Origin of the sequence: Dysgonomonas hofstadii (genome assembly GCF_014196915.1) — a bacterium.
In the GTDB taxonomy this organism is placed as follows: Bacteria; Bacteroidota; Bacteroidia; order Bacteroidales; family Dysgonomonadaceae; genus Dysgonomonas; species Dysgonomonas hofstadii.
On sequence record NZ_JACIEP010000003.1, the window covers coordinates 254,586 to 278,626 of the forward strand.

General features: G+C 40.5%; 15 protein-coding genes. 7 read left to right on the top strand and 8 right to left on the bottom strand.

Annotated features, from left to right (window positions below):
* Window positions 1-293 precede the first annotated feature (293 nt).
* Entirely contained in the window at window positions 294-2,690 is a 2,397-nt protein-coding gene (locus GGR21_RS05470; RefSeq protein WP_183306177.1) for a family 20 glycosylhydrolase, read from the top strand.
* 82 nt (window positions 2,691-2,772) lie between these two features.
* On the opposite strand, the gene GGR21_RS05475 is transcribed toward GGR21_RS05470, so the two are convergent.
* Entirely contained in the window at window positions 2,773-3,981 is a 1,209-nt protein-coding gene (locus GGR21_RS05475) for a hexokinase family protein (RefSeq protein WP_183306178.1), read from the bottom strand.
* 346 nt (window positions 3,982-4,327) lie between these two features.
* Here GGR21_RS05475 and GGR21_RS05480 point away from each other — a divergent pair, with 346 nt between their 5' ends.
* From GGR21_RS05480 to GGR21_RS05490, 3 genes are all read left to right on the top strand, one after another.
* A complete protein-coding gene (locus GGR21_RS05480) occupies window positions 4,328-5,431 on the top strand; it encodes an efflux RND transporter periplasmic adaptor subunit (RefSeq protein WP_183306179.1) in 1,104 nt (367 codons plus the stop codon).
* A gap of 16 nt (window positions 5,432-5,447) precedes the next feature.
* Complete coding sequence (locus GGR21_RS05485; RefSeq protein ID WP_183306180.1) at window positions 5,448-8,513, top strand: efflux RND transporter permease subunit; 3,066 nt, start codon at window positions 5,448-5,450, stop codon at window positions 8,511-8,513.
* Window positions 8,514-8,805: 292 nt separating this feature from the next.
* Entirely contained in the window at window positions 8,806-10,122 is a 1,317-nt protein-coding gene (locus tag GGR21_RS05490; protein WP_183306181.1) for a TolC family protein, read from the top strand.
* Window positions 10,123-10,328: 206 nt separating this feature from the next.
* Here the strand turns inward: GGR21_RS05490 and GGR21_RS05495 are convergent, their stop codons facing one another.
* The 3 genes from GGR21_RS05495 to GGR21_RS05505 form a co-directional block, all read right to left on the bottom strand.
* Entirely contained in the window at window positions 10,329-11,483 is a 1,155-nt protein-coding gene (locus tag GGR21_RS05495) for an acyltransferase family protein (protein WP_183306182.1), read from the bottom strand.
* Between the two features lie 110 nt (window positions 11,484-11,593).
* On the bottom strand, window positions 11,594-12,355 hold the full coding sequence (locus GGR21_RS05500) for a TIGR03915 family putative DNA repair protein (RefSeq protein WP_183306183.1): 762 nt from the start codon (window positions 12,353-12,355) through the stop codon (window positions 11,594-11,596).
* Window positions 12,352-13,620: a putative DNA modification/repair radical SAM protein gene (locus tag GGR21_RS05505; protein WP_183306184.1), complete on the bottom strand. Its 1,269-nt coding sequence runs from the start codon at window positions 13,618-13,620 to the stop codon at window positions 12,352-12,354. The genes GGR21_RS05500 and GGR21_RS05505 overlap by 4 nt, the downstream gene beginning before the upstream one ends.
* Before the next feature lie 222 nt (window positions 13,621-13,842).
* On the opposite strand from GGR21_RS05505, the gene GGR21_RS05510 reads away from it, so the two are divergent.
* From GGR21_RS05510 to GGR21_RS05520, 3 genes are read left to right on the top strand one after another with little or no spacing between them, the layout of a single operon-like run.
* Window positions 13,843-15,051, top strand: a complete 1,209-nt coding sequence (locus tag GGR21_RS05510; RefSeq protein WP_183306185.1) for a C40 family peptidase — start codon at window positions 13,843-13,845, stop codon at window positions 15,049-15,051.
* A 15-nt stretch (window positions 15,052-15,066) separates the two neighbouring features.
* Window positions 15,067-16,206, top strand: coding sequence for a dipeptide epimerase (locus GGR21_RS05515; RefSeq protein ID WP_183306186.1), 1,140 nt, complete (start codon window positions 15,067-15,069; stop codon window positions 16,204-16,206).
* 60 nt (window positions 16,207-16,266) lie between these two features.
* Entirely contained in the window at window positions 16,267-17,112 is an 846-nt protein-coding gene (locus tag GGR21_RS05520) for a hypothetical protein (RefSeq protein WP_183306187.1), read from the top strand.
* 54 nt (window positions 17,113-17,166) lie between these two features.
* Here the strand turns inward: GGR21_RS05520 and GGR21_RS05525 are convergent, their stop codons facing one another.
* The 4 genes from GGR21_RS05525 to GGR21_RS05535 all read right to left on the bottom strand — a co-directional run bounded on the left by GGR21_RS05525 (window position 17,167) and on the right by GGR21_RS05535 (window position 24,025).
* Window positions 17,167-20,193: a golvesin C-terminal-like domain-containing protein gene (locus GGR21_RS05525; RefSeq protein WP_183306188.1), complete on the bottom strand. Its 3,027-nt coding sequence runs from the start codon at window positions 20,191-20,193 to the stop codon at window positions 17,167-17,169.
* A 424-nt stretch (window positions 20,194-20,617) separates the two neighbouring features.
* Window positions 20,618-21,268 (bottom strand): polysaccharide deacetylase family protein, encoded by a 651-nt coding sequence (locus GGR21_RS20885; protein WP_317169864.1) that lies wholly within the window; start codon window positions 21,266-21,268, stop codon window positions 20,618-20,620.
* Between the two features lie 35 nt (window positions 21,269-21,303).
* Entirely contained in the window at window positions 21,304-23,109 is a 1,806-nt protein-coding gene (locus GGR21_RS05530) for a glycoside hydrolase family 9 protein (RefSeq protein WP_246347999.1), read from the bottom strand.
* Between the two features lie 160 nt (window positions 23,110-23,269).
* A complete protein-coding gene (locus GGR21_RS05535) occupies window positions 23,270-24,025 on the bottom strand; it encodes a creatininase family protein (RefSeq protein WP_183306189.1) in 756 nt (251 codons plus the stop codon).
* Window positions 24,026-24,041: the final 16 nt, after the last annotated feature.

The following is a 24,041-nucleotide window of genomic DNA, read 5'->3' on the forward strand; positions in this document are numbered from 1 at the left end:
TACTGTCTGAGCCGAAGGCGAGTTTATTTAGTTTAGTCGCTGAGCAGATGGTGGGTCTGTGAGGACTGCAGCCTTGATTTTTTGTAACTTTTGTATCAAGACAAAAGTTGAGAAAACAAGCCGGCAGGCGCATTAGTAAAATGAACGATTAAAGTTTACTACTGATTCGCATATTTTATTAAAAGTACATTAATCTCATCAGATGTTAATTAACGTTTTTCGTACATTTACAATATTAACAATTCTTATATTTGTTATACGAAAGAAAATCTATAAATTAAATCAATGTGCTGATGAAAAAATTATTCCCCTCTATTTTGCTGACAACAACTATGTTAGTAGCATGTGGCGGACAAGAGAAAGTTGTTGAAAAACCTTATAACAAAGGAATAAACATCACTCCCCTACCGGCCGAACTACTCCAAAAGGAAGACACATTCAAATTATCGAAAAGCATAGTTTTTGTAGCCGATAATGTCACAACAGAAAAGGTAGCGGTTTATTTTGCTGCAAAAATTAGAAACTCTACCGGTTATGACCTTAAAATCGAAAAAGTAAAACCTGCTATCGGATATATCAATCTGGAACTTACTCAGGATCCAGATATAAATGAAGAAGGTTATTTATTAGATGTTTCCAAAGACGGAATAGATATAAAGGCGAAAACTGCCAATGGAGTATTTTATGGCATGCAAACAGTGATGCAACTATTTCCGGCAGAAATAGAAAGTCCTGTTATCGTTAAAAATATAGCATGGCAGGCATCAGGCGTGACAATTAAAGACGAACCACGTTTCAAATACCGGGGGATGCATCTCGATGTATGCCGTCATTTCGCGAGTGTAGAATTTATTAAAAAGCAGCTGGATGTACTGGCAATGTTCAAGATCAACAAATTTCACTGGCATCTGACCGAAGATCAGGGCTGGCGTATCGAAATAAAGAAATACCCTAAGCTTACCGAAAAAGGAGCTGTGCGCACCGAAGGAGAAGGTAACACTTATGGTCCTTTCTATTATACTCAGGATGAAGTAAAAGATGTGGTAGCTTATGCCAAAGAACGATTTATAGAAGTAATACCTGAAATAGAACTTCCCGGTCATGCCGTAGCCGCTATTCATGCCTATCCCGAGTTATCGTGTACTGGTAAAGAAATAGATGTCAGAAACTACTGGGGAGTTGCCAATGATGTATTTTGTGCTGGTAATGATAGTGTATTTCAGTTCCTCGAAGATGTGATTGCCGAAGTTATTCCCTTGTTCGAAAGTGATTATATCCATATCGGAGGGGATGAATGTCCTAAAGACCGTTGGAAAGTATGCCCTAAATGCCAGGCCCGCATCAAGGATCTTGGCTTGAAGGCAGAGAAAGGGCATTCTGCTGAAGAAAAACTTCAAAGTTATTTCGTACAGCGTATAGGTAAATTCTTAGAACAGCATAATAAAAAAATGATTGGTTGGGATGAAATACTGGAAGGTGGCCTTGCTCCTAGTGCGACAGTTATGAGCTGGCGTGGTGAAGAAGGCGGAATTGCTTCTGCCAATATGGGGCACGATGTGATTATGACTCCGGGTGCCTGGTTGTATCTCGATAAATACCAGGGAGACTCTAAGCTTCAGCCTGTAACTATCGGAGGATACCTCACTTTGAAGAAAGTGTATGGATATGAACCTGTACCTGAAAAAATAGCAGAAGATAAGAAACACCATATATTGGGAGCGCAGGCTAATGTATGGAGAGAATATAAATACACAGATGAGGGAACAGAAAACGATATATATCCCCGCATTATTGCTCTGGCCGAACTGAACTGGACTCCCAAAGAAAAAAAGGATTATAATGATTTTGAACGCCGGATCGGCAATCAACGAGTAAGACTGGATATGCATGGCATCAATTATTATATACCAATGCCGGAGGACAAAGGCGCTTTCACTGTAAATTATTGGGGAGACTCTGTCAGTGCGCCGGCATCCTGCAATTTTGTAGCGTTTATTGATAAAGCCACACTTGAATTTAAAATAACGGAGCCTGCAAAAATAGTTTACACTACCGATGGTAGCGAACCTACACTAACGTCGGCGATATATAATAACGCTCTTACATTTACTGAAAATACGACATTGAAACTCCGTTCGGTGTTATTATCGGAGAAGATGAGCCCTGTGCGTACAATCACTATAGAAAAACAAACTTATGCGCCTGCCGTGGAAAAGACAGAAGGTACACAGCCCGGACTTAAAGCCGAATATTATAAAGGTATGTGCCTTACAGTAGCAGGACTCGAAGGTAAAACTCCGGATGAAACAGAACAGGTAGCCACGCCACAAAATGGCAAGTACCGGGTAATGAATTATTCTGAAATTTATCCTGAAGATTATTGCTCTACTGTTCTTACAGGCTATATAAATATACCGGAAGACGACATATATTATTTTAATACTGACAGTGAACTATGGCTGGATAATAAATACCTGATATCTAACGAAAAGGATAATAATGGCACCGCCCGTCGTTTTTCCCGTAGCGATAAATCGATTGCACTGGCAAAAGGAGCTCATGCTATAAAGATTGTAAGGCTTGGTGCTATATTTGGCGGATGGCCTACTCAATGGGAAAATGTCACGGTATGGATGCGTAAAGCTGAAGAACCTGTATTTACACTTCTTGATGAATCTTATTTTAAGTAAATATATATATATATGCACATTGTAAAAAATCCCTTGTAGATAAATTCTACAAGGGATTTTTATTTTGATATATATTTTATATTTAAGATAATGCTGCTATAGCCGACCCAATCAGATTGGCATTATCCATTTTAGATACATATACATGAACATCTTTCAGACCCATTTCATCAAGAAGATCCTGAAGCTCAGCCATTACAATATTTTTATAGTTTTTACCTTTTCTGTATTCACTCCAGAATAAGCTACCTTCGGCAACAAGCTTAATGCGTTTTATTGATGGATCGTTCTCTACAAGGACCAAAGCCAGTCCTGCCAGTGATGCAGCCACAAGCTTAGCCGAACGCTCATATATCTGGGCAGCCACTTTTACATATTTTTTCTTATGTATATCAGGATAGTTCATTATACTGGTCAGCTTTTGAGCATCGAATCTTTCTTCAAATTCATCGCAAGGGAAAACAGCTTTCAATATTTCACCCAGATACATTCCCGATACGGCTTTCTCGAAGCGTTGAGCTCCTTTAGCATCAGAACGGGCATCGACATTCTCATCAACAACTGTCAGATGTGGAGGGTTGAAATTTCCGGATTCCAGATTTACCGGGATCAGGCCACCTTCTTTATAATCCGGGTTCAGCTTTTTAATGTTTTCCGATTTTATGAAAGTCGCCATATTTGTACCCGTTCCTACGATCAATCCAATGTATGCATCGTAATTGCTTTCAGTAAGTCCGGCGAACAGGCTGGCAACAGTGTCATTAATGACTTTTATCCCGGTAAATTTCACTTCATTTCTTTTGTTCAGATAATCTACCAGTGGTTGGCCTACAGGCTTACCTATCATTTCTTTGATATCTACCCCTTTAGTCCAGCGAAGAAGTTTGGCATCTCCGTTAAGCATCGACTCGGCTGGATAAGAAAAACAATAGCCGATTGGATTTTCTTTTGTACGCTTGATTTCACCTATCGGATCTGCTTGTTCTTTAAACAGATCTTCTTCTGTGAATCCCGGGGTTTTCATTACTGACAGATCTTTTTTCCATCCGTTTTCAGGGTGAATTGTAGGCTCTCCGTTCTCGAAATCAACCACAGCTACCCGATAATTTGTTCCTCCCAAATCGAGAACAGTAGCCTGGCCGTTTATTCCCGAAGTTTTAGGATTTATATAGGTCGGGATACATTGCACCTCGGCACCTTCTTCTCTTAGTCCTGTTTCTACTTTTAATTTCAAAGACTGCGCAATTTCCACAAGCTGCTTCGTTTTCAGATGAAAGACATTCTTCTTCATATGGTATTTTTGTTAATTAAGATGTTTCTAGACATGCAAATATAGATAATTGATATCATATTACAGCTTCTACTTTCATTATAATAACTATTTTTATACAAGCATTTATATTCATTATCGATTAAATTTGCAGTTTAATTAATAATTGTTTATCAATGCAAATAAATACTAAAGTTACTTCTCCGAATTAAACCTTTTGTGTTATTTTAGATCGGATTAGCGTGAGTTTTTGAGTTAACTCGGTTTTAGGAAAGATTTAAAGAAATCAATCTGTTGTAATTTTACTGGATTCTATGCTTTTTATATAATAATAGCATAGTTTTCCATATTATCTATAATTCTGATTATGAATAAAAAAACGAGAATTGCTCTTATTGTTGTTATTGTCCTGTTCATTGCAGGAATGGCTTTATACCCGAAAATTAGTGCATGGATGTCGGCTGACAACAACCCTTCATCCTCTTCCGGTACAGAAAATGGAGGCTCTGGCCGTCGTTCCCTGAATGTAAACGCCCAGATATTAAGGTTTGAGAACCTGACGGACGAGATACGGACAAAAGGATTGTTAATTCCGGATGAAGAAGTAGACCTCTCATTTGAGACCTCCGGTAAAATTACAGAAATTCATTTTAATGAAGGTTCTGCTGTTAAAAAGGGACAATTGCTGGCGAAAGTAAATGATAAACCATTACAGGCCGAATTGAAGAAACTGGAAGCACAGATCCCTTTGGCACAAGACCGGGTATTTCGTCAGAAAGCCTTATTAGCCAAAGATGCGGTAAGCCAGGAAGCTTATGAATCGGTAAATACCGAACTGGAAAAACTAATGGCCGATATAGAGCTGGTAAAATCTCGTATATTACAGACTGAATTAAGGGCTCCTTTCGATGGAATAATAGGTCTTCGCCTTATAAGTGAAGGAACATATGCATCTCCTACAACAATAGTATCCCGCCTGACAAAAATTTCTCCACTCAAAATAGAATTTTCAGTTAACGAAGCGTATGTAAATAATGTAAAAGCAGGCACACCACTGACATTTACAATAGACAATGATATGAGTACTTATCACGCTTCGGTCTATGCCGTGGAATCCAACCTTGACAGAAGTACGCTGACATTGAAGGCCCGTGCATTATATCCTAATCCGGGAGGAAGGCTCAAACCGGGACTTTCTACTAATATCAATATAAAATTACAGGAGATAAAGAATACTATAGTAATTCCCAGCCTTTCTACTATTGCCGAAATGGGACGGGATATTGCTTATGTATACAAGAACGGTAAAGCCCAGCAAGTAGAACTCCGCAAGGGTATGCGTACGGCTTCATCGATACAGGTAATAAATGGGCTGAATGCAGGTGATACATTATTGGTTACAGGCGTAATGCAATTACGTGATGGAGCCCCTGTAGTTATTGACAATTTTGTAGATAATGTGAGCAATTAAGATTTGAAATAAAGAGATGACAGTATCAGAATTAAGTATAAAACGCCCCGTATTATCCACAGTATTTGTATTGATCATATTCCTGCTGGGAATGATCGGTTATACATATCTTGGAGTGCGGGAATATCCGAATATCGATAATCCGATCATTTCTGTGAATGTTTCATATCCGGGAGCAAATGCAGAAATAATCGAAAACCAGATAACCGAACCTCTCGAACAGAATATCAATGGGATTCCGGGAATCCGTTCTTTGTCAAGTAGTAGCAGCCAGGGACAATGCCGCATTACAATTGAATTTGAATTATCTGTCGATCTGGAAACAGCGGCAAACGATGTGCGCGATAAAGTTTCACGTGCACAGCGCTACCTTCCCAGCGACTGTGACCCACCAACCGTTTCAAAATCGGATGCCGATGCCAGTCCTATCATTCAGATAAGTATCCAAAGTGAAAAACGCTCATTATTAGAATTGAGTGAAATCGCCGAACTTACTGTAAAAGAACGTTTACAAACCATACCAAATGTAAGTGCTGTAGAATTATGGGGACAAAACCGTTACTCGATGCGTCTTTGGCTCGATCCGGTAAAGATGGCTTCTTATGGCATTACTCCTATGGATGTAAAAAGCGCAGTGGACAGGGAAAATGTAGAATTGCCTTCGGGAAGCATCGAAGGTGACGCTTTGGAATTATCTATCCGCACATTAGGGTTAATGCAGACACCAGAGGAATTTAACAATATGATTATCAAGGAAGATAATTATAATGTTGTCCGATTCAAGGACGTGGGTACGGCAGAACTGGGAACAGAAGACCATCGTAGCCTCATGCGCCGTAATGGTGTACCGGCCGTAAATACGGTTATTATACCACAGCCGGGAGCAAACCAGATAGAGATATCGAATGAAGCGATGATTCGTATCGAACAACTGAAGAAAGACCTTCCCGAGGATGTTATCATAGATGTAGCCTTTGATAACACCAAGTTTATCCGGGCGTCCATTTCCGAAGTGGAAGAGACTGTATATATTGCCTTTATACTGGTAGTAATTATCATATTCCTCTTCCTTCGCGACTGGCGTGTAACACTTATTCCTTGTGTGGTGATACCCGTTTCGCTGGTAGGAGCATTCTTTGTTATGTATGTTGCAGGATTTTCCATTAATGTATTGTCTATGCTTGCGGTAGTATTGGCAGTGGGGCTTGTGGTGGATGACGCCATTGTGGTCACGGAGAATATCTATCTGAAAATAGAGGCCGGAATGACGCCAAAAGAAGCCGGGATAGAAGGTTCGAAAGAAATATTCTTTGCAGTAATATCCACGACGATAACAGTGGTTGCCGTATTCTTCCCTATAGTTTTCCTCGAGGGTATGACCGGGCGTCTGTTTCGAGAATTTAGTATCGTGGTGGCAGGAGCTGTGCTTATTTCAGCATTCGTAGCACTGACATTTACCCCGATGCTGGCAACTAAGTTGCTGAAGAAAAGAGATAACCCGAATTGGTTCTATCGCAAAACCGATCCTTTCTTTGTCGGAATGACCAATGGCTATCATAACTTGCTTAATAAATTTCTGAAAGCAAAAATTATTATCTGGCCTATAATTATTGTAACTCTCGTATTAATTGTATATCTGATGAAAGCAATACCGTCTGAAATGGCTCCATTGGAAGACCGCTCTCAGATAACAGTCAGAACAAGCGGGCCAGAAGGTTCTACTTACGAATATATGCGCAATTATACAGAAAAAATAGCAGTTATAGCCGATTCTGTCGCACCGGAAAGACTTATAAACACAATGCGTGTATGGACAGGAGGAGGGTTTATTAATGTGAGTCTTCCCGATATAAAAGACCGTAAGCGCAGCCAGATGGAAATTGCAGGTGAACTGACAAAAGCCGTAAGGGGAGAAACTGCTGCAAGAGCATTCGTCCAGCAGCAATCTACATTCGGCGGACGGCGGTCAAGTATGCCTGTGCAGTATGTTTTGCAGGCGCAGAATCTGGCTAAACTGGAAGAGTTTATTCCCGAATTTATGCGCAAGGTTTCGGAAAGCCCTGTATTCCAGATGTCTGATGTGAATCTGAAATTTACTAAGCCCGAAACACGTATTATTATTGACCGCGACAAGGCAGCACTTTTGGGTGTAAGTACGCGGGATATCGGGCAAACACTACAATATGCACTTAGTGGCCAGCGTATGGGATATTTCTATATGAATGGTAAGCAATACCAGATTCTGGGAGAGATAAACCGTCAGCAACGTAATACCCCACTCGACCTGAAATCTATCTATCTGAAAAACCTCACAGGAAATATGATCCAGATGGATAATCTTGTAAGGTTGGAAGAAAGTGTTGCCCCACCTCAATTATACCGGTATAACCGTTTCAACTCTGCGACCGTTTCGGCCGGACTTGCACCGGGAGTAACTATCGGGGCGGCTCTCGACGAAATGGACCGTATAGCAAAAGAAACTCTTGATGATACTTTCCGCACTGCATTGTCGGGAGATTCAAAAGAATTCAGGGAAAGTTCGTCCAGCCTTATGTTTGCCTTTATTTTAGCTATTCTACTAATATTCCTCATATTGGCAGCGCAGTTTGAAAGCTTCAAAGACCCGTTTGTGATCATGCTCACGGTACCACTGGCTATTGCAGGAGCACTTATCTTTATGTATCTTACGGGGGTCACGATGAATATATTCAGCCAGATCGGTATAATTATGCTTATCGGATTGGTGGCCAAAAATGGTATCCTTATCGTTGAATTTGCCAACCAGCGGCAAGAAATGGGTATGAGCAAAATGGAAGCAATACAGGGAGCTGCAGTCCAGCGTCTCCGCCCTATTCTTATGACTAGTTTTTCTACCATACTGGGGCTGATCCCATTGGCGTTGGCTAGTGCCGAAGGAGCTAACGGACGTATAGCTATGGGTACGGCTGTAATAGGTGGAATGCTTGTTTCCACTATGCTGACCATATTTATTGTTCCGGCTATGTACCTGTATATATCCACAAACAGAGGTGGAACGAAGACCGCAGAAGAAGTTGTGAATGAAAATAATGATATATTATAAATTTGCATTTTTCTTGGGAAACTTTATCTATGTAAGTAAAGTAATTATAAATTATGAGTTATAAGTTATGAATGTGAAATACAAAAACCTGAAAATTATTCTTTGCGTCTTAGCGACTTTGCGAGATAATCTGTCAGAAGTGTCAGGTTTTGTTTTCTGTCATGCTAGAGCGAAGCGAAGCATCCGTAATGTAGAACCTTTGTCCCTGAGGATGACAAAAAAGCATATGCTCTGCCCAAACGAACAAAGAAAAAATTAAAATATGCGTCAACTTTGTCAACTTTTTTATAATATGAAAAAATATATACCACTAATATTATTTATATTAACTCCTGTTGTTTGCAGTTCGCAAGCCATATACGATCTGAAAAGTTGTATCGCATTAGGTTTACAACAAAATTATGATATCAGAATTATTCGTAATAATCAGGAAATATCGGATAATAATTTCACAATCGGTAATGCCGGCTATTTACCTACTGTCGATCTGACCGCAGGATATTCAGGTACATCAAATAATGTTACCCAAAATCTGGCAGATGGAGGACAGAATAAAAACAATGGTGTAAACAACCAGTTGCTGGATGCTGGAGTAAGCCTGAACTGGACTGTATTCGACGGATTCAATATCCAAACAAATTATAAACGGCTGAAAGAATTACAACAGATGGGCGAACTGAATACCCGTCTCGAAATCGAAAATTTCATTTCTAATCTTACAGCAGAATATTATAATTATATCCAGCAGAATATACGACTTAATAATCTGAAGTCAGCAGTTAAATTGTCGAAAGAGCGTCTTCGTATCGTTGAAGCCCGTTACGAGATAGGTGCAGGTTCGCGCCTGGAGATGCAACAAGCCCGTGTTGACTTCAATAGTGACAGTTCCAGCCTTATAAAACAGCAGGAAATCCTATATACTTCACGTATTACTCTTAATCAGTTGATGGCGGTAGATCAGATAGATCAGTTGATAATAACCACTGATACAGTAATAAAATTTGATGAATTCCTGGATCGAAGTAATGTATGGGGTAGGACGTTATCTCAAAACACATTCTTGCTATTGGCCGATAAAAATAAGAATCTGAGTGTTTTAGATCTAAAAACCGCACAAAGTGAAAACTATCCGTATCTCAGACTGAATGCAGGATATGGTATATCTAAGAATATATATAATACGGGAACTATTGATAATCAGCGTACGTTAGGTTTAAATTATGGCTTTACTGTCGGCTTCAACCTTTTCAGCGGATTTAATAGAAAAAGAAAGCAACGTAATGCTAAAATAGAGATAGAGAATAAGCAACTTCAATTCGAACAAACAACATTATCCTTGAAGGCCGACCTGTCGAATATGTGGATGGCTTACAAGAATAATATAGAATTGACAAACCTGGAACGGGAAAACGTAGAAACTGCCCGAGAGAACCATGAAATAGCAGTGGAGCGTTATAAACTGGGTGATCTGGCCGGTATAGAATTACGTGAAGCTCAGAATAGTTTGCTTGAAGCCGAGGAGCGTCTCGTTACGGCCGAATATAATACAAAACTCTGTGAAATATCGCTTATGCAAATCAGCGGACAGGTAATGAATTACGCAGAATAATTATTAGAGTTTATATTCAATAAAAGAGTAAGCTACATATTTTTAGTTTTTTTTTAGTTGCCACGACTTTCAAGTCGTGGATAATGATACCGATAGTAAACGACTTTAGTCAAAACATTTTGGCTAAAGCTATTATCTGATTGGATTATTATCCTCCAGCTAAAGCAGGAGGCAATTAAATTACAGAGAATAAACCATATATAATTTTATTGAATATTTATATTCTTCTTTTGTTTAAGAAAACGATTCGTCAGGTATTTTCGTACAGGCATATCATAAAACTTCAAACAGATGTATGCCAGAATAATACTACCGATGACAACTCCTGCCGCACCGGGCAATGATTCCTCAAAAGTGAGGTTATTATTTTTCACCCAGGCAAAATACAGATAAATAAACGGGTAGTGCACCATATACAAAGGATAAGAGATATCGCCCAGAAACTTGCATATCCGGGTCGTATACTTGTCGGTGCTTTTTCCTGAAGCCCCAAGGTAAACAAGGAGTGGAAAAAAAACAATACAGCACATTGTATCATACATTCCGTTCATCCATAAATGTTCGGCTCCGCCGATACGTGGTACAGCCAAAAGGGCAACAACGGACAAGCTGCATATCCAGAAAGCTGCCTTTACCTTAGCCGGTTTGAAAATACGGGAAAGGAGTAATCCGGCAGAAAAAGAAAACAGCAATCGTAGGGAGCCTCCGGTGAATTCAGTCCCGGTCAGTGAAAATCCGACGCATATATCACCTAACGGCCCTAATATGGCAAATGAAGCCAGACCACATCCGGCAACAAAAACGAATGCCGCAAGAGCTTTGGTCGAAAATTTACGGATAAACAAAGCATAGAGGATATTACCGATATATTCAAAGAATAAAGACCAGCTCGGGCCATTCAGAGGGAACATTTCTCCCACACCCCGTATCTCGGTCCCGGGAGTAGCCGGAATCAACAGCATGTTAAGAAATGTAGCAATAAACAAAGCTATGGCAGGCACTACCGACACATCCCATACCGGGCAGCCTTGGGTATAAAACATAATCGCTCCTATGAGAGCTCCCATAACAACCATTGGGTGTAGACGTATAATCCTGCGTTTGATAAAGTCTTTTGTCTTCATTTTACCCCACCGGTCGTCATAAGCATAACCTACTACAAATCCCGACAATATGAAGAAAAAATCGACGGCCAGGTAACCGTGATTGATGCGTTGATCTAAATGGCTGGTAGCAAAAGCTTCAAATATATGGAAGCATACTACTGTAATAGCCGCTACTCCACGTAAGCCATCGAGAATATTGTAGTGTGGTTTTGTGTCGGCAAACGCAGCAGCAGTAGATATATGTGTTTTTAGCATAAGGTAAATTCCCTGTTTTAATAATCCGCTTTTTCGAAAGAAAGTTCCAAAAGTAAGCAATTCATCTTATGATAGAAAATAACAACGCATAATATTAAGACCATAATGTGTTATTGTTTCTCAGTCAGATATTTCCAGAATCGCTTGGGCATGTGCTGTCGCTGAAGTTTCAAATTAATACGTTCTTTTATGGTCATAGAATTGAAATATCCTTTCCAAAGTTCCTGGAATATCTTTTCATCTTCGGCCATTAATTTTTCATCCAGTTTTCCACTCAGCAAATGTTCATCGTTATCGAGAGTCATCTCAACGACCGAATGTAAGTCATAGTAAAAGCCATAATGGCGTTTCACATCATAAATGACCCATTTCTGATCGGAAAATCTGTCTTTGAAGTGGTTAATGGCTAAGGGTAATGCATTGTGACGAGGCGATACCGGCGCGAAAAATATATCATCCGCAGCCTTTTGGAAACGGACAAACATCATCAGGTAATGTCTTTCGTGTGATACCCTCTTGGCCATCTGATGTATTTCTAGCACATCACTATCTCCAAAATTCGTTTCTATAGGTATCTTGCTATCTAACGTTTTCCTTATATAGCGAAAAATAAGATCATCACTCCCCTCTTCTTCCGATAGCCACGCATAGGTAAGCATATTGCGGGCAAGCGCGCTCATTTTCTTGTCTAAGGCTTTCCATACACGGGTAGCCCGGTCTTCCTGGGTGGTTACAGTATAACTATGTTCCATAAATAAAGGAGGGACATCTCCTTCTTTTAGCAATTTATCGGGGAACACTTTTCGGCTATACGCATCGAATATAGCTGTTAATAACCCTTCGAATGTATTATCGTAAAAGAATACTGTCATACCTGATCGGGAAAAACAATTGATAGCTGATTATCATCTTTTTTCTTCTTCTTCGGCTCGGTCAGTATTTTCCGGACATATTCGGGGGTAGCCTCATTTACTGTACGCATTGCCAATTCGTTACAAGTAATGAAATACTGTGCTTTCTTCATCACTACACCTATTTTTTTCAGGTGTGATGCATTTAACCGCCCATGCCTTCGTGACATAACTATAAACTGTGCCGATTTTACACCTATTCCCGGCACACGAAGTATCATCGCATAATCAGCCTTGTTTATATCCACAGGAAACATTTCGGGATGGCGCAATGCCCATGCCAGTTTCGGATCTATTTCAAGATCGAGGTCAGGGTATGAATCGTCAACTATTTCATCGGCACGGTACTGATAGAAACGCATCATCCAATCGGCCTGATATAAACGGTTTTCCCTTACTAACGGAGCTTGCTTCAGTGCAGGCAGGCGACTGTCATAACTGTTTACAGGAATGAATCCTGAATAATATACCCGCCGCATTTGCGTTTGCTGGTAAAGTATGGATGAAACACGCAGTATATCTTTATCCCGTTCATTTGTTGCTCCTACAATCATTTGCGTACTTTGCCCTGCCGGGACAAAACGGGGAGCTTTACGAAATTTTTTACGGTCTTCGATACTTTGCAATACTCCCTGTTGTATGTATTTCATCGGTTTATATACACTGCGATGATCCTTTTCCGGGGCAAGTAGTTTAAGATTTGTCTCGGTGGGTATTTCCAGATTCACACTCATACGATCGGCATATAGTCCGGCTTCATCTATCAATTCCTTACTGGCTCCCGGTATACTTTTCATATGGATATACCCATTGAAACGATGAACTGTACGCAGATCTTTTACGACCCGAACCATACGCTCCATTGTGTAATCGGGATTATTGATCACTCCCGAACTAAGGAAAAGACCTTCAATGTAGTTTCGACGATAAAACTCGATAGTAAGCTCTACCAGTTCCTGTACGGTGAAGGTTGCTCTTCTTATGTCATTGCTCCGGCGATTGATGCAATAAGCGCAATCATAAATACAGAAATTCGTCAGCATTATTTTTAGTAACGACACACAGCGCCCGTCTTCGGTAAAGCTATGACAGATACCCATTCCGCCCACAGTATTACCCAGACTGCCCGCTTTATTTTTCCGGACAGTCCCGCTGGAAGAACACGAAACATCGTATTTCGCTGATTCGGCCAGGACCTTGAGCTTTTCGAGTACATTATCGTTCATACTTATACAAAGAAAAGCATTTCATAATGAAAAACGTTATCCAGAATTGCTAAAAATTTTCACTTGTTGAAAAGTCATTTGGTTAATATTCAAATACATATTTTAAATAAAATTAATTATGCAAAAGCGGAAAAGAAATTAATAAAATGTCTCTATTTATACGGACTTTTATTATATTTGTATATAAAGTCGAAATAGGATAAAACTACTTTTCCTGAATATATGAGAAAACTATATATAACAATATTTGCCGTTCTCTTTTCACTTAACGCACTCTGTCAGAAAGAAAAAGCAGTATATAAATATGCTGGACTGGAAGTCATAATTGGAAACATACAAAAAGAATATATACCGGATAAACGGGTGAAGGTATATGAAATAGAAGTTGATACATCACAGAAGCAACCAACCCTGATAGGAGTAACATCTGATTTAACGGCATATGAAAAGTTAGTCAGTCTGGCTACAGAAACATACGGTTCGTCATTCGTTAATAAAGTGAACCTTTTACCTTCCAAAGATTTAGGAGATAAAACATACGGTGCCATCAACCTTTCGGTAGCAGACATAAGGGAAGAAGCTAATTTTACGTCAGGAATGGCAACACAGGCTATTCTTGGCACACCTATCCGCATACTTCAAAAAGATGGCTGGTACAGGATACAAACTCCTGACGGGTATATAGGCTGGTCGCAGCATTTCAACTTCCACCCAATGACAAAGGAGGAATTCAATTCGTGGACAACTGCTAAAAAGATAATCTTTACCGGTTACTTTGGTTTTGCATACTCTGCTCCTGATAAAAACAGTCAGACCATATCTGATCTGGTGAATAGTAATATACTCAAATATGATGGCGAACAAGGTGACTTTTATAAAGTTTCTTATCCTGACGGACGAACAGCTTATGTATTGAAATCCCAGTCTGAATTGTATGATAACTGGTATTCGTCTTTACAATTAACAAAAGAAAGTATTGTGAAAACAGCCTTCACTATGATGGGAATACCTTATGTATGGGGCGGCACATCGGTAAAAGGCATGGATTGCAGCGGCTTTACCAAACAGATACTTTTTATGCATGGAGTGATACTTATGCGTGATGCCTCGCAGCAAGTCAATACAGGTATACCGGTCGACATTACCAAAGGATATAATAATCTGCAAACAGGAGATTTAATGTTCTTTGGGAAAAAGGATGAGAAGACCGGGAAAGAACGGATACGCCATGTCGGATTCTATATTGGAAACAACGAATTCATCCATGCTTCGGGTTATATACGTATAGGTAGTCTAGATCCCCAAAAAGAGAATTACGACGAAGTTAATACAAAAGAATTTATACGAGCCTCCAGAATAACCGGAGCTATAGACACAGAAGGAATATGGTCTATTGCCAATAATCCTTTTTATAAAACCATTACAGAATAACGAAGTATATTATATATGACTCAAACAAGAAGAAATTTTCTGAAGACAGCTGCCGTTACGGCCATTGGTGCAGGAATAACTGCAAGTCCTCTGAATGTATTCGCACAGAATAACAGAACGGTCATATCATTGTCTAAGAAAATGAAATTGACCTTCAAGCCATATGACCTGCAATTACGCCATGTTTTCACATTGGCAAACTCTTCGAGGAAAACAACTCCGGTAGTGCTTACTGAAATAGAATATGACGGCATTGTTGGCTATGGAGAAGCCTCTCTTCCACCCTATCTGGGCGAAACGCAGGCTTCGGTAATAGAGTTTCTGAAGAAAATCGATCTGGAACAATTTCCCAGCCCTTTCGATTTGGAAGAAATCCTTACCTATATAGATAAAATAGCTGATAACAACACTGCGGCAAAAGCATCTATTGATATTGCGTTGCATGATCTGGTCGGCAAACTGATGAACCAACCTTGGTATAAGATATGGGGATTGGATAAATCAAAGACTCCCGATACAACCTTTACCATAGGTATAGACACGGATGAAGTCGTAAAGCAGAAAACCAAAGAAGCAGCACCTTACAATATACTTAAAGTAAAGCTGGGGCGTGATACCGATAAGCAAATGATAGAAGCTATTCGTTCGGTAAGCGATAAGCCAATCGCCGTAGATGCCAATCAGGGCTGGAAAGACAAGCACTATGCGCTGGATATGATCTACTGGCTGAAAGAACGGGGAGTGAAAATGATAGAGCAACCTCTCTCAAAATACAATCTTGATGATGCGGCATGGATCACCGAAAGAAGTCCCATTCCTGTATTTGCAGACGAATCATTTCAACGGCTGTCTGATGTATTAAGACTTAAAGGAGCATTCTCCGGCATCAATATAAAACTGATGAAGTGTACGGGAATGCGTGAAGCCTGGAAAATGATGACTGTAGCACGTGCTGCTCATATGGATGTGATGATAGGTTGCATGACCGAAACTTCATGTGCGATATCGGCTGCCACACAGCTTTCTCCTGGAGTAGTCTGGGCTGATCTGGATGGCAATTTGCTGATCAGTAACGACTGCTATAAAGGGGTAACGGTAGTTAACGGAAAAATGACTCTGAATGACCTGCCTGGCATCGGAATTGAAAAACTCTGATATAGTCGGTTCAATGCTTATTTTTGTATATATTTGCAACAATTTTAAAGATATATATTTGTGATTCTTTTAGCAGAAAGTGGTTCTACGAAGACTGAATGGTGTCTGGTTGACAGGGATGGGATAGCTGAACATTTCTTGTCGGATGGTATCAATCCTTTTTTTCAGACAAGGAAAGAGATTAGCCGTTTGGTCAGGCTGCAACTTCCCCAGATATTCTTCAGGGCAAAGATCACCAATATATACTTCTACGGAGCAGGATGTTCTTCCATAGAAAAGAAGAATGTAGTGAAAGCATCCCTGGAAGCTCAATTCAAGACTCCCTCTGTCATAGAGAGCGACCTTTTAGGTTCAGCACGAGCCTTGTTTCAGGATGAAGCGGGAATTGCATGCATACTCGGCACAGGATCAAATTCATGTTTCTATGACGGAGAGAATATTATTAAGAATGTTAAGTCTTTAGGATATATTCTTGGTGACGAAGGCAGTGGCGCCTCTTTAGGTAAAGTGTTCCTGTCCGATTGCCTGAAAGGCCTTGCACCAAAGGAACTGATAGAACCTTTCTACAAAAAATATAAGATAGACCCGGATGAAATAATGGATTATGTATACTCTAAACCGTTTCCAAACCGGCTTCTTTCCGTATTATCTTTCTTCTTGTATGAATATCTGGAGCATCCGTACGTAAATAACCTGGTACGCAAGAATTTACGGTCTTTCTTCGAACGGAATATATTGCAATATGAATATACAGAATACCCGATACGTTTTGTGGGTTCAATAGCCAAGATGTATTCTTTCATATTGCGGGAGATAGCGCAGGAGATCGGGATCTATATCGATGTGATCATTGAAAATCCCATCAAAGGCCTTATCGAGTACCACCACGACAATGGACATGTATAAAAAGAAAGAGCACAAATCTTGAAATATGTGCCCCTTCTCACCTTGTGTATTAACCTAATACCCGGACATAAACGACAAGACAGCTTTCATCAGACTATCCCGTTCGCTTTCGCCCTTTATCGTTTCAAATGGAAATCCCAGTATAAGAGTTTTATAGTCACCTTTATAAGCGACTCCAGCGCTCAGGTTATTCTCAGAATATCTGAAAACTGTTTCACCACCATTTCCAACAGGCTCTATGGCATCCGGCGATTCCACAGCATAGAAGTCAGAATTCAATTTTGTATAAAATTCATAATTACCTGTAAGAGAAGGATAAGGCGAAACAACACTTTTAACTTTGCCTTCCACAGCAGCCCTGCCTACGCGCCATTTATACTTTAATATATCTGTCGCAAACTTCTTGTCTGTTTCCTGTGCATCTGGCGTATCCCACAGATCGGAAGCCACATAAGCGCCACTGACAAATATATTCCCTCCCTGTTCACAATATCCTGCAATCTTATCCTGTAGTTCTTTAGGGAAAGTCTTAAACCCAGCAGGGAAAGCTCCTCTTCCTATTTTGGTTTGCCGTTGTTTACCCAGGATGAGATCAACCAGTTTAAAGTCGTTCATATTAACGTAGCCTTCAATCACAGCATCCCGGTTGGCTGAAACAAACGAATATCCGGCTTTTGCAATAGACCGTCCGTGCAGTGCCGGATAATCGAAGATATTTCCTGCGACGACCGTCGTTTCAAAGTTAGCATTACTTGCTCCAAAACCTGCTGCATCGTCATCCATCCATGGAATAATACGCCTGAATTCGTACTGGCTGCCTATGTAGTTATATTCCACTTTATCAGGTACTCCATGATCGATAAAGTCTACAAAACCTCCGATGCTATCTTTTGTAGCAAAACTATAAGGAGCAGAGAGACGGTCGAAACCGTTTATTATCAACACTTCGCCCAACTGATCTGACTTGCGGCAAACAGATAATATTTCGGATGGGAAACTTTCCCCTCCTTTATTCAGGGCCGCAACTTTAAAACTGTATACCTTATCTTTTGTTATAGGAAGGCGTACAGTAGAATTATCCACAACGATTCCATTATTGAAATCTCCATCGCCTGCACGGGTGTAAACAATATACTTTTCAGGTTTGGCTGTGGACTCGGAAACATCTTCTACCCCACTCCATTTCAATTCGACTTCGGTATCTCCTGAAAATGATGCGCTGAAAGATTTCACTGGCAATGGCTGTACTACATAATCATACCCATATTGCTTAGCCACAAATTTCAGCATACCTTTATAAATAGACCGGCTGACTGTAAACCTGAAACCAGGATCGAGTCCATATTTCATATCAGCAAAATTCTGATGAGATAACAGTTCCAGCAACATAGTCGGTACGTTCGGAACCCGGGCTTCGCTGTACGAGCGGTTCCAGACATGGCGCCGTGTCCAGTTCGGCTCATATTCCCGACGGATATCATTCACTATCTCATCCATTATGACCATCGACAAATCGCGCGATGTCCAGCGGGTTTTGCCGTTTTCGAATTTTTCATCATTATGATGGGTCATGTATATTCCTAATGTGCCGATAATGGAATCATTGAATGTTGTTCCGGCATCGGTATGGAATGCGAAAGCGAGATCAACAGGAATATTCAGACCATCTTGTTTTGGTAAGGCTGAAGAACCACCAGCCAGATAATTCACCCAAAATCCACGGCTCTGATAATCATCTGTATAATCATTCCTGCTTTCACTTTTGTTATAAACACTGTCGGGGACTCCCGCCCATTGCAGCCAGTAACGTGCTCCTTCTGTATAGCGGGGATAACCGCTGATCCCGGGCTTATAATCGGCTTTGGGCAAAAGTCTTATATTATCTGCATTGATCGATTCCGAACTTTTTGTATTATTCGTCACAATCCCGTCCGGATGCGGCATACGTGCTATATTACCCATCCCCCCGCCTATCTTTACAGCATCGGCAGTCAGTATACGTCCGACCTTATCACTTTTGTTTGTAAGTACGATTTTACAATGGTCGTTAACACCTTTATCGAAAGAGAAGAAACCAAGGAATATCCATGTACCGCCACCCATTTTCTGATTGACTGTAAAATCGGTCTTTCCTCCCAGATGATAAACACTGTATAAGGCATCGTCCGTACTGTTCTTTAATGTTTTATAAGATATATAAACCGCATAGCTGCCCTTTTCTGGAATATCGGGAACCCATTCGCAAAAACTTGCTTCCGGTTCTTTATTCACAGTCTTCACCTTGCGGTAAGAGCCTGCTCTGAATGGATTTTCTCCATCCAGATAGCTCTTCTTCATATATGCAAATCCTTCATCAGAGCCAGCTGTCCAGCTGTCTTTTCCGTTTGTTTCTTTATATTGTGATCTGTCCCACACCTTGTCATTATCCACTATAACCTCATGCCGTTGTATGTCACGTTCGCGGGGCAATAATACGTTTGCTCCTGCATTTTCGAGCATTGGCACCAGATAAGGCAATACATAACTTTGCGTATACAAGTCTTCTACTGTCTGGAAAATGCGCGCCCTCTGCCATTCCCACCGTGTCAGTTTTTGTTCGTAATACCAGCCATGACTCTGCCACATGGCGAGATGGTGGTTTTTCAATCCGTTTTCCGGAGAATAGGGTTTTGAAGTATTGGTTACCAAAGGTTTCGTCAGCTTGTTGGCAAACAATTCTTTCTTATCCCGGTTGAAAGTAGCAAGGTCTTCTATTTTTCGTGTATCGGAGATAAGTTCGACTTTATACTTACGAAAATCTTTGGGTAATACATTTTTTATATGTCTGTAAATCTCTTCTACATCATTATTGGTAAAAGCAATATAAGATAGATTAAGTGAAGCAAAAAGGCTTACAGTCTTTTTCTTAACATCCACAGAGTCGATCCTGACATTCCTTACACGAACATCCTTATTCGAAAATTCTGTAAGATACTTCCCTATTTCCTTTCTTATGCTGTCGGAAATGGTTTGAGCTTTTGTCTCATTTATAAAAAGAAACAAAAGAAATGTAGTAAAACATATTGTATATAACCTCTTCATCTTATCTAAATTATTAAAACCTGACACACCTGACACTTCGCAACGCTCCGTTCAATGTGCTAATTAGTAAATGTGCCAATGATGACAGTCAATAAAGAACTCCTGTTACTCTATGCTTCAAAAAAGTTACAATCAACGATCGCCGAAGCGGAGGCGAGGCAAATGTTACACTTTTGCAGCTTTTTTAATCAAAACCTGATAGATTCAGTTGACAGTCAGCATTAAACAATTTTATTCTTTGCGTCTCTGCGCCTTTGCGAGAGGCTTTTTTTGTTAAAACCTGACACTTCTGACAGATTATCCCGTAAAGTCGCTAAGTTTAATTTTCCTTATTTGGCTCCGCCGATACTTTGCATTCTTAATTTATAATTCATAACTCATAATTCTTAATTCCTTTACTTACATAGATAAAGTTCTTTTAAAATTATAAACGGTTGAATGTGTATCCTTTCTTTTTTAGCTGCTTAATTATTTCATCCAGCCGGAGATATAGTTTATCGGTACGTTTGTAATGCGTTCCCGGATGGATAAGTATAATCGCCCCATTCAGTCCGTTTTCTTCTTCGAAAACAAATAACAGGTCGATAAGTTGCTGCGACGACATATAATTCTTCATGTCGGGCGTTGTATAATCGGCTGCCGTTCGAAGTCCCGAAGTAAAATTGACAGATACTTGCCCCTGGGTTTCAATCAGCCTTACCGTTTCCCTGTTATACCACTCCGATGGTGGCAGATAATAATCCACGTTTGAAATATCTACTCCAAACTTTTCAAGTTCAGCCATATTTCTGCGGAAATCATTTATCAGGCTGTCAGCACTCACTCTTGTATTTTCTCTTTCGGCACCCCAGCCGGCATAAAGAATATGTTTATCGGAATGCCCGCCTATATAATGACCTTTCTTTATAATTTCCTTTATTACAGCCTCATGCTCTTTCATTCTTAAATTATTACCTGTAAGAAAGAACGAGCCTTTAATCTTGTGTTTATCCAGTGTTTTAAGTATCGAAGTCGCTCCTTCGAATGTTGAATCTGCCGGAAAAATCAGGTGGACTACTTTTCTGTCTGCATTGATACGGACAGTAGCCCCCTGATTATCCGTTACATTATTTACTTTTTTTTTTGAGTCTTTCCTGTTTTTTCCATTGTCGACAGGTAGAAACTCAAACTTGCAGTGCCATCCATTGTTGGTTCGTTGGAAGAATAATCCCCCGGATCGTCATGATACACAGCAGCTCCGAACTGGAACGGCGCATACGCATCGTCGTATCTCAGATGTATCCCCAGCAAACTTTCATAAATAGTTTTATATATAGGGCCATCTACTAAACCGCCATAAGGAATATCTTTCATTAGTTCCGATACAAAGGAGTGCGGGCGTGTAGGTGAATCTCCATCTGCCGGAAATCCGCAAATCATAGATGTCCCCCAAGGGTTACAACCAAAAAGCCAGTCGCGAAGAGCCGCTTCCATTTCCAGATAAGACTCGTCGCCCGATGCCTGATAGTAAAGCTGTGCATGTGTGATAGCTGCAGTGACAAGATTATTCGAACACCAGATGAAAGGCACCCCATTCAGAAACGGATCATCATACTCTTTCGCTCTCTTCATCAGGCAATCGAGCCCTTTTTTCATAAAACCTTTATATTTATCACTGACGCCCTTATCGTTTGCCTGAGCCATATAGAAATGTCCCAGATTTACAAACGGATAGTATTGGTAATGGCGTGCCCTGCCAAGCTCCATCCATGGAGTAACTTCCTCGAGTACACCCCAGTAATCAGCCTTTTCCAGCCATGACTGGTCACGGCTTATATTATATTTAACAGCGGCGGCAAGCTCCATATCATCCACCCAGTTGTCTTCTTCATAGAAGTATGGAGATTTCAGGCAAGCTGTCTGGAAATTACCAAGATCGGAAGCTGCAAAACTATATGCCGGACCTGCCTTTTCTTTTAATACAGCAGAAAAAGCCGGATCGATATCCTTAAATACATCTACCCCCAATGCAAACGCAGAGGCAAATTTAGCTGCACTTGACGACACGCCTGTACTGCGGTTTTTATGCTTGCCAAGTCCCTGCGATTTACCTTCGATAAAATAAACAGGGCGGCCTTTACCTTCACCCCATCCGTAATCAACAAAATCGCGTGATGGATAACGCATGCTGGCATGGTCACGGTCGTCAGCTATTTGATTGAACATGACGGCTGAGTCGGGGTTCATCCGTACCATCCAGTCCAGTCCCCAGCGTATTTCATCAATGATGTCAGGTATGCCGTTGCTGCCTTTCTTGCCCATTGCATCGTGCTCATCCTTAAAGATGGTTTTATCAGGAGTTTGCTGCCATGCGAATAGCATCTGAAAAGTAGCGTTTGCCGATGTCGGCAGGTATTGCAGATAGTCTGACGCATCGTGCCAACCACCGCGCACATCTATTTTCTCGCCCGTACGTGTCGGATGTTCTACTATAAATCCATCGTGCTGATGACAAAGTGTATCCAGATACGGATTGAATCCGCAGCGTTGCTGACGCATATACTTCAGGATGAAATCGGCGGAACCGTCATAAACATCTGCATTTATCTTGAATACAGGCGATTTCACACCGTTGGATTCTACATAATATTCACCGTCTTTTTCCACCGAAGTAAATGGCATGCGTAAGGCGGCCTTCATGCCCCAGCGGGCAGCATTAGTTTTTGTAGCCTGTCCTTTGTAAACAGACGTATTTGTTTTTGCATCCTTCACTTCAAATGCCAGGTTATCTGTTTCATTTTGTGAAATGAAAACAGCAACCTTTACACTCTTAGGCAGGTAACCAAGCTGGTTGATCCTCACCCATGAGCTTTGTGCTGACATAGAACAGAATAGCGTGAGTGTGAGCCATGTAATGATTAGATATATTCTTTTCATGTTTTCTGGTATTTTTTTAATTAGTAATTAAAGGAGTCATCATTCGCCACAATCATTAGTAATCAAGTAGTTAAGAGTAATTTACCCCTACTTTAACTACTAAGTTACACAGCAACTTATAACTTAACTCCATTGATTCCTTTAACTACTCATTTTTTTATTAATAGATATTCTGTGTCACCAGTTCCTTAAATAATAAGGCAATCTTATCGGTAACAACATTAGCAAATTTCTCTCCTTTTCCGGCAGAAGATTTCCGGGGATCGCCCACGCCCGTATCAACAGAAGCCTTACTCCAGTTGCGGGGAACCCATGCAATTTTTTTATTCAGCGAATCGATGGCAAAGGGTTTACCTTCACCCGATCCGGCCATACTAAGCTCTACCAATTCCGGATGATAGTGCATCATAACCGATGTTTCCATCTCTCCCGCATGGTCATCAATATTTTCAAAATAGCCCGTCTGCGGTTCAACGGCAAACCAATCGCAATTAGCGATGAGCAGATCAGGAAAATCGATTGTCATATCACGGATTATGGGCTTAAAGTTATTTCCTCCATGTCCGTTCATAATAACTAATACCCGGATTCCCTGATAACTTAGCGATTCGGCTATATCGTACAGGATATGCTTTTGTGTTTCGTAACGGGTATGCAGGCAAAAAGGCAATTCGCGCTGTCCCGGATTTTGAGCGCCAAGAGGAATAGGCGGCAGCACCATTCCCCTCACATCATACCGTTCCCATGCCTTATTGGCGGCATCCACAGCAATATCATGCGCCAGATAACAATCCGTCAGATAGGGCAAATGGTAATTGTGCGGTTCGGTTGCACCCCATGGCAATACGGCGAAAGAGTATGGCTTGTCTTTCAGATTACCATAATTTTCAATAGTGAGATCGGTATGGGTTTTCATATTTATATGTTTTTTG

What these genes read in the sequence shown, in the direction of transcription:
- GGR21_RS05470 (WP_183306177.1), top strand. Translation starts at nt 294, where the DNA reads ATGAAAAAATTATTCCCCTCTATTTTGCTGACAACAACTATGTTAGTA.
- GGR21_RS05475 (WP_183306178.1), bottom strand. Translation starts at nt 3,981, where the DNA reads ATGAAGAAGAATGTCTTTCATCTGAAAACGAAGCAGCTTGTGGAAATT.
- GGR21_RS05480 (WP_183306179.1), top strand. Translation starts at nt 4,328, where the DNA reads ATGAATAAAAAAACGAGAATTGCTCTTATTGTTGTTATTGTCCTGTTC.
- GGR21_RS05485 (WP_183306180.1), top strand. Translation starts at nt 5,448, where the DNA reads ATGACAGTATCAGAATTAAGTATAAAACGCCCCGTATTATCCACAGTA.
- GGR21_RS05490 (WP_183306181.1), top strand. Translation starts at nt 8,806, where the DNA reads ATGAAAAAATATATACCACTAATATTATTTATATTAACTCCTGTTGTT.
- GGR21_RS05495 (WP_183306182.1), bottom strand. Translation starts at nt 11,483, where the DNA reads ATGCTAAAAACACATATATCTACTGCTGCTGCGTTTGCCGACACAAAA.
- GGR21_RS05500 (WP_183306183.1), bottom strand. Translation starts at nt 12,355, where the DNA reads ATGACAGTATTCTTTTACGATAATACATTCGAAGGGTTATTAACAGCT.
- GGR21_RS05505 (WP_183306184.1), bottom strand. Translation starts at nt 13,620, where the DNA reads ATGAACGATAATGTACTCGAAAAGCTCAAGGTCCTGGCCGAATCAGCG.
- GGR21_RS05510 (WP_183306185.1), top strand. Translation starts at nt 13,843, where the DNA reads ATGAGAAAACTATATATAACAATATTTGCCGTTCTCTTTTCACTTAAC.
- GGR21_RS05515 (WP_183306186.1), top strand. Translation starts at nt 15,067, where the DNA reads ATGACTCAAACAAGAAGAAATTTTCTGAAGACAGCTGCCGTTACGGCC.
- GGR21_RS05525 (WP_183306188.1), bottom strand. Translation starts at nt 20,193, where the DNA reads ATGAAGAGGTTATATACAATATGTTTTACTACATTTCTTTTGTTTCTT.
- GGR21_RS05530 (WP_246347999.1), bottom strand. Translation starts at nt 23,109, where the DNA reads ATGAAAAGAATATATCTAATCATTACATGGCTCACACTCACGCTATTC.
- GGR21_RS05535 (WP_183306189.1), bottom strand. Translation starts at nt 24,025, where the DNA reads ATGAAAACCCATACCGATCTCACTATTGAAAATTATGGTAATCTGAAA.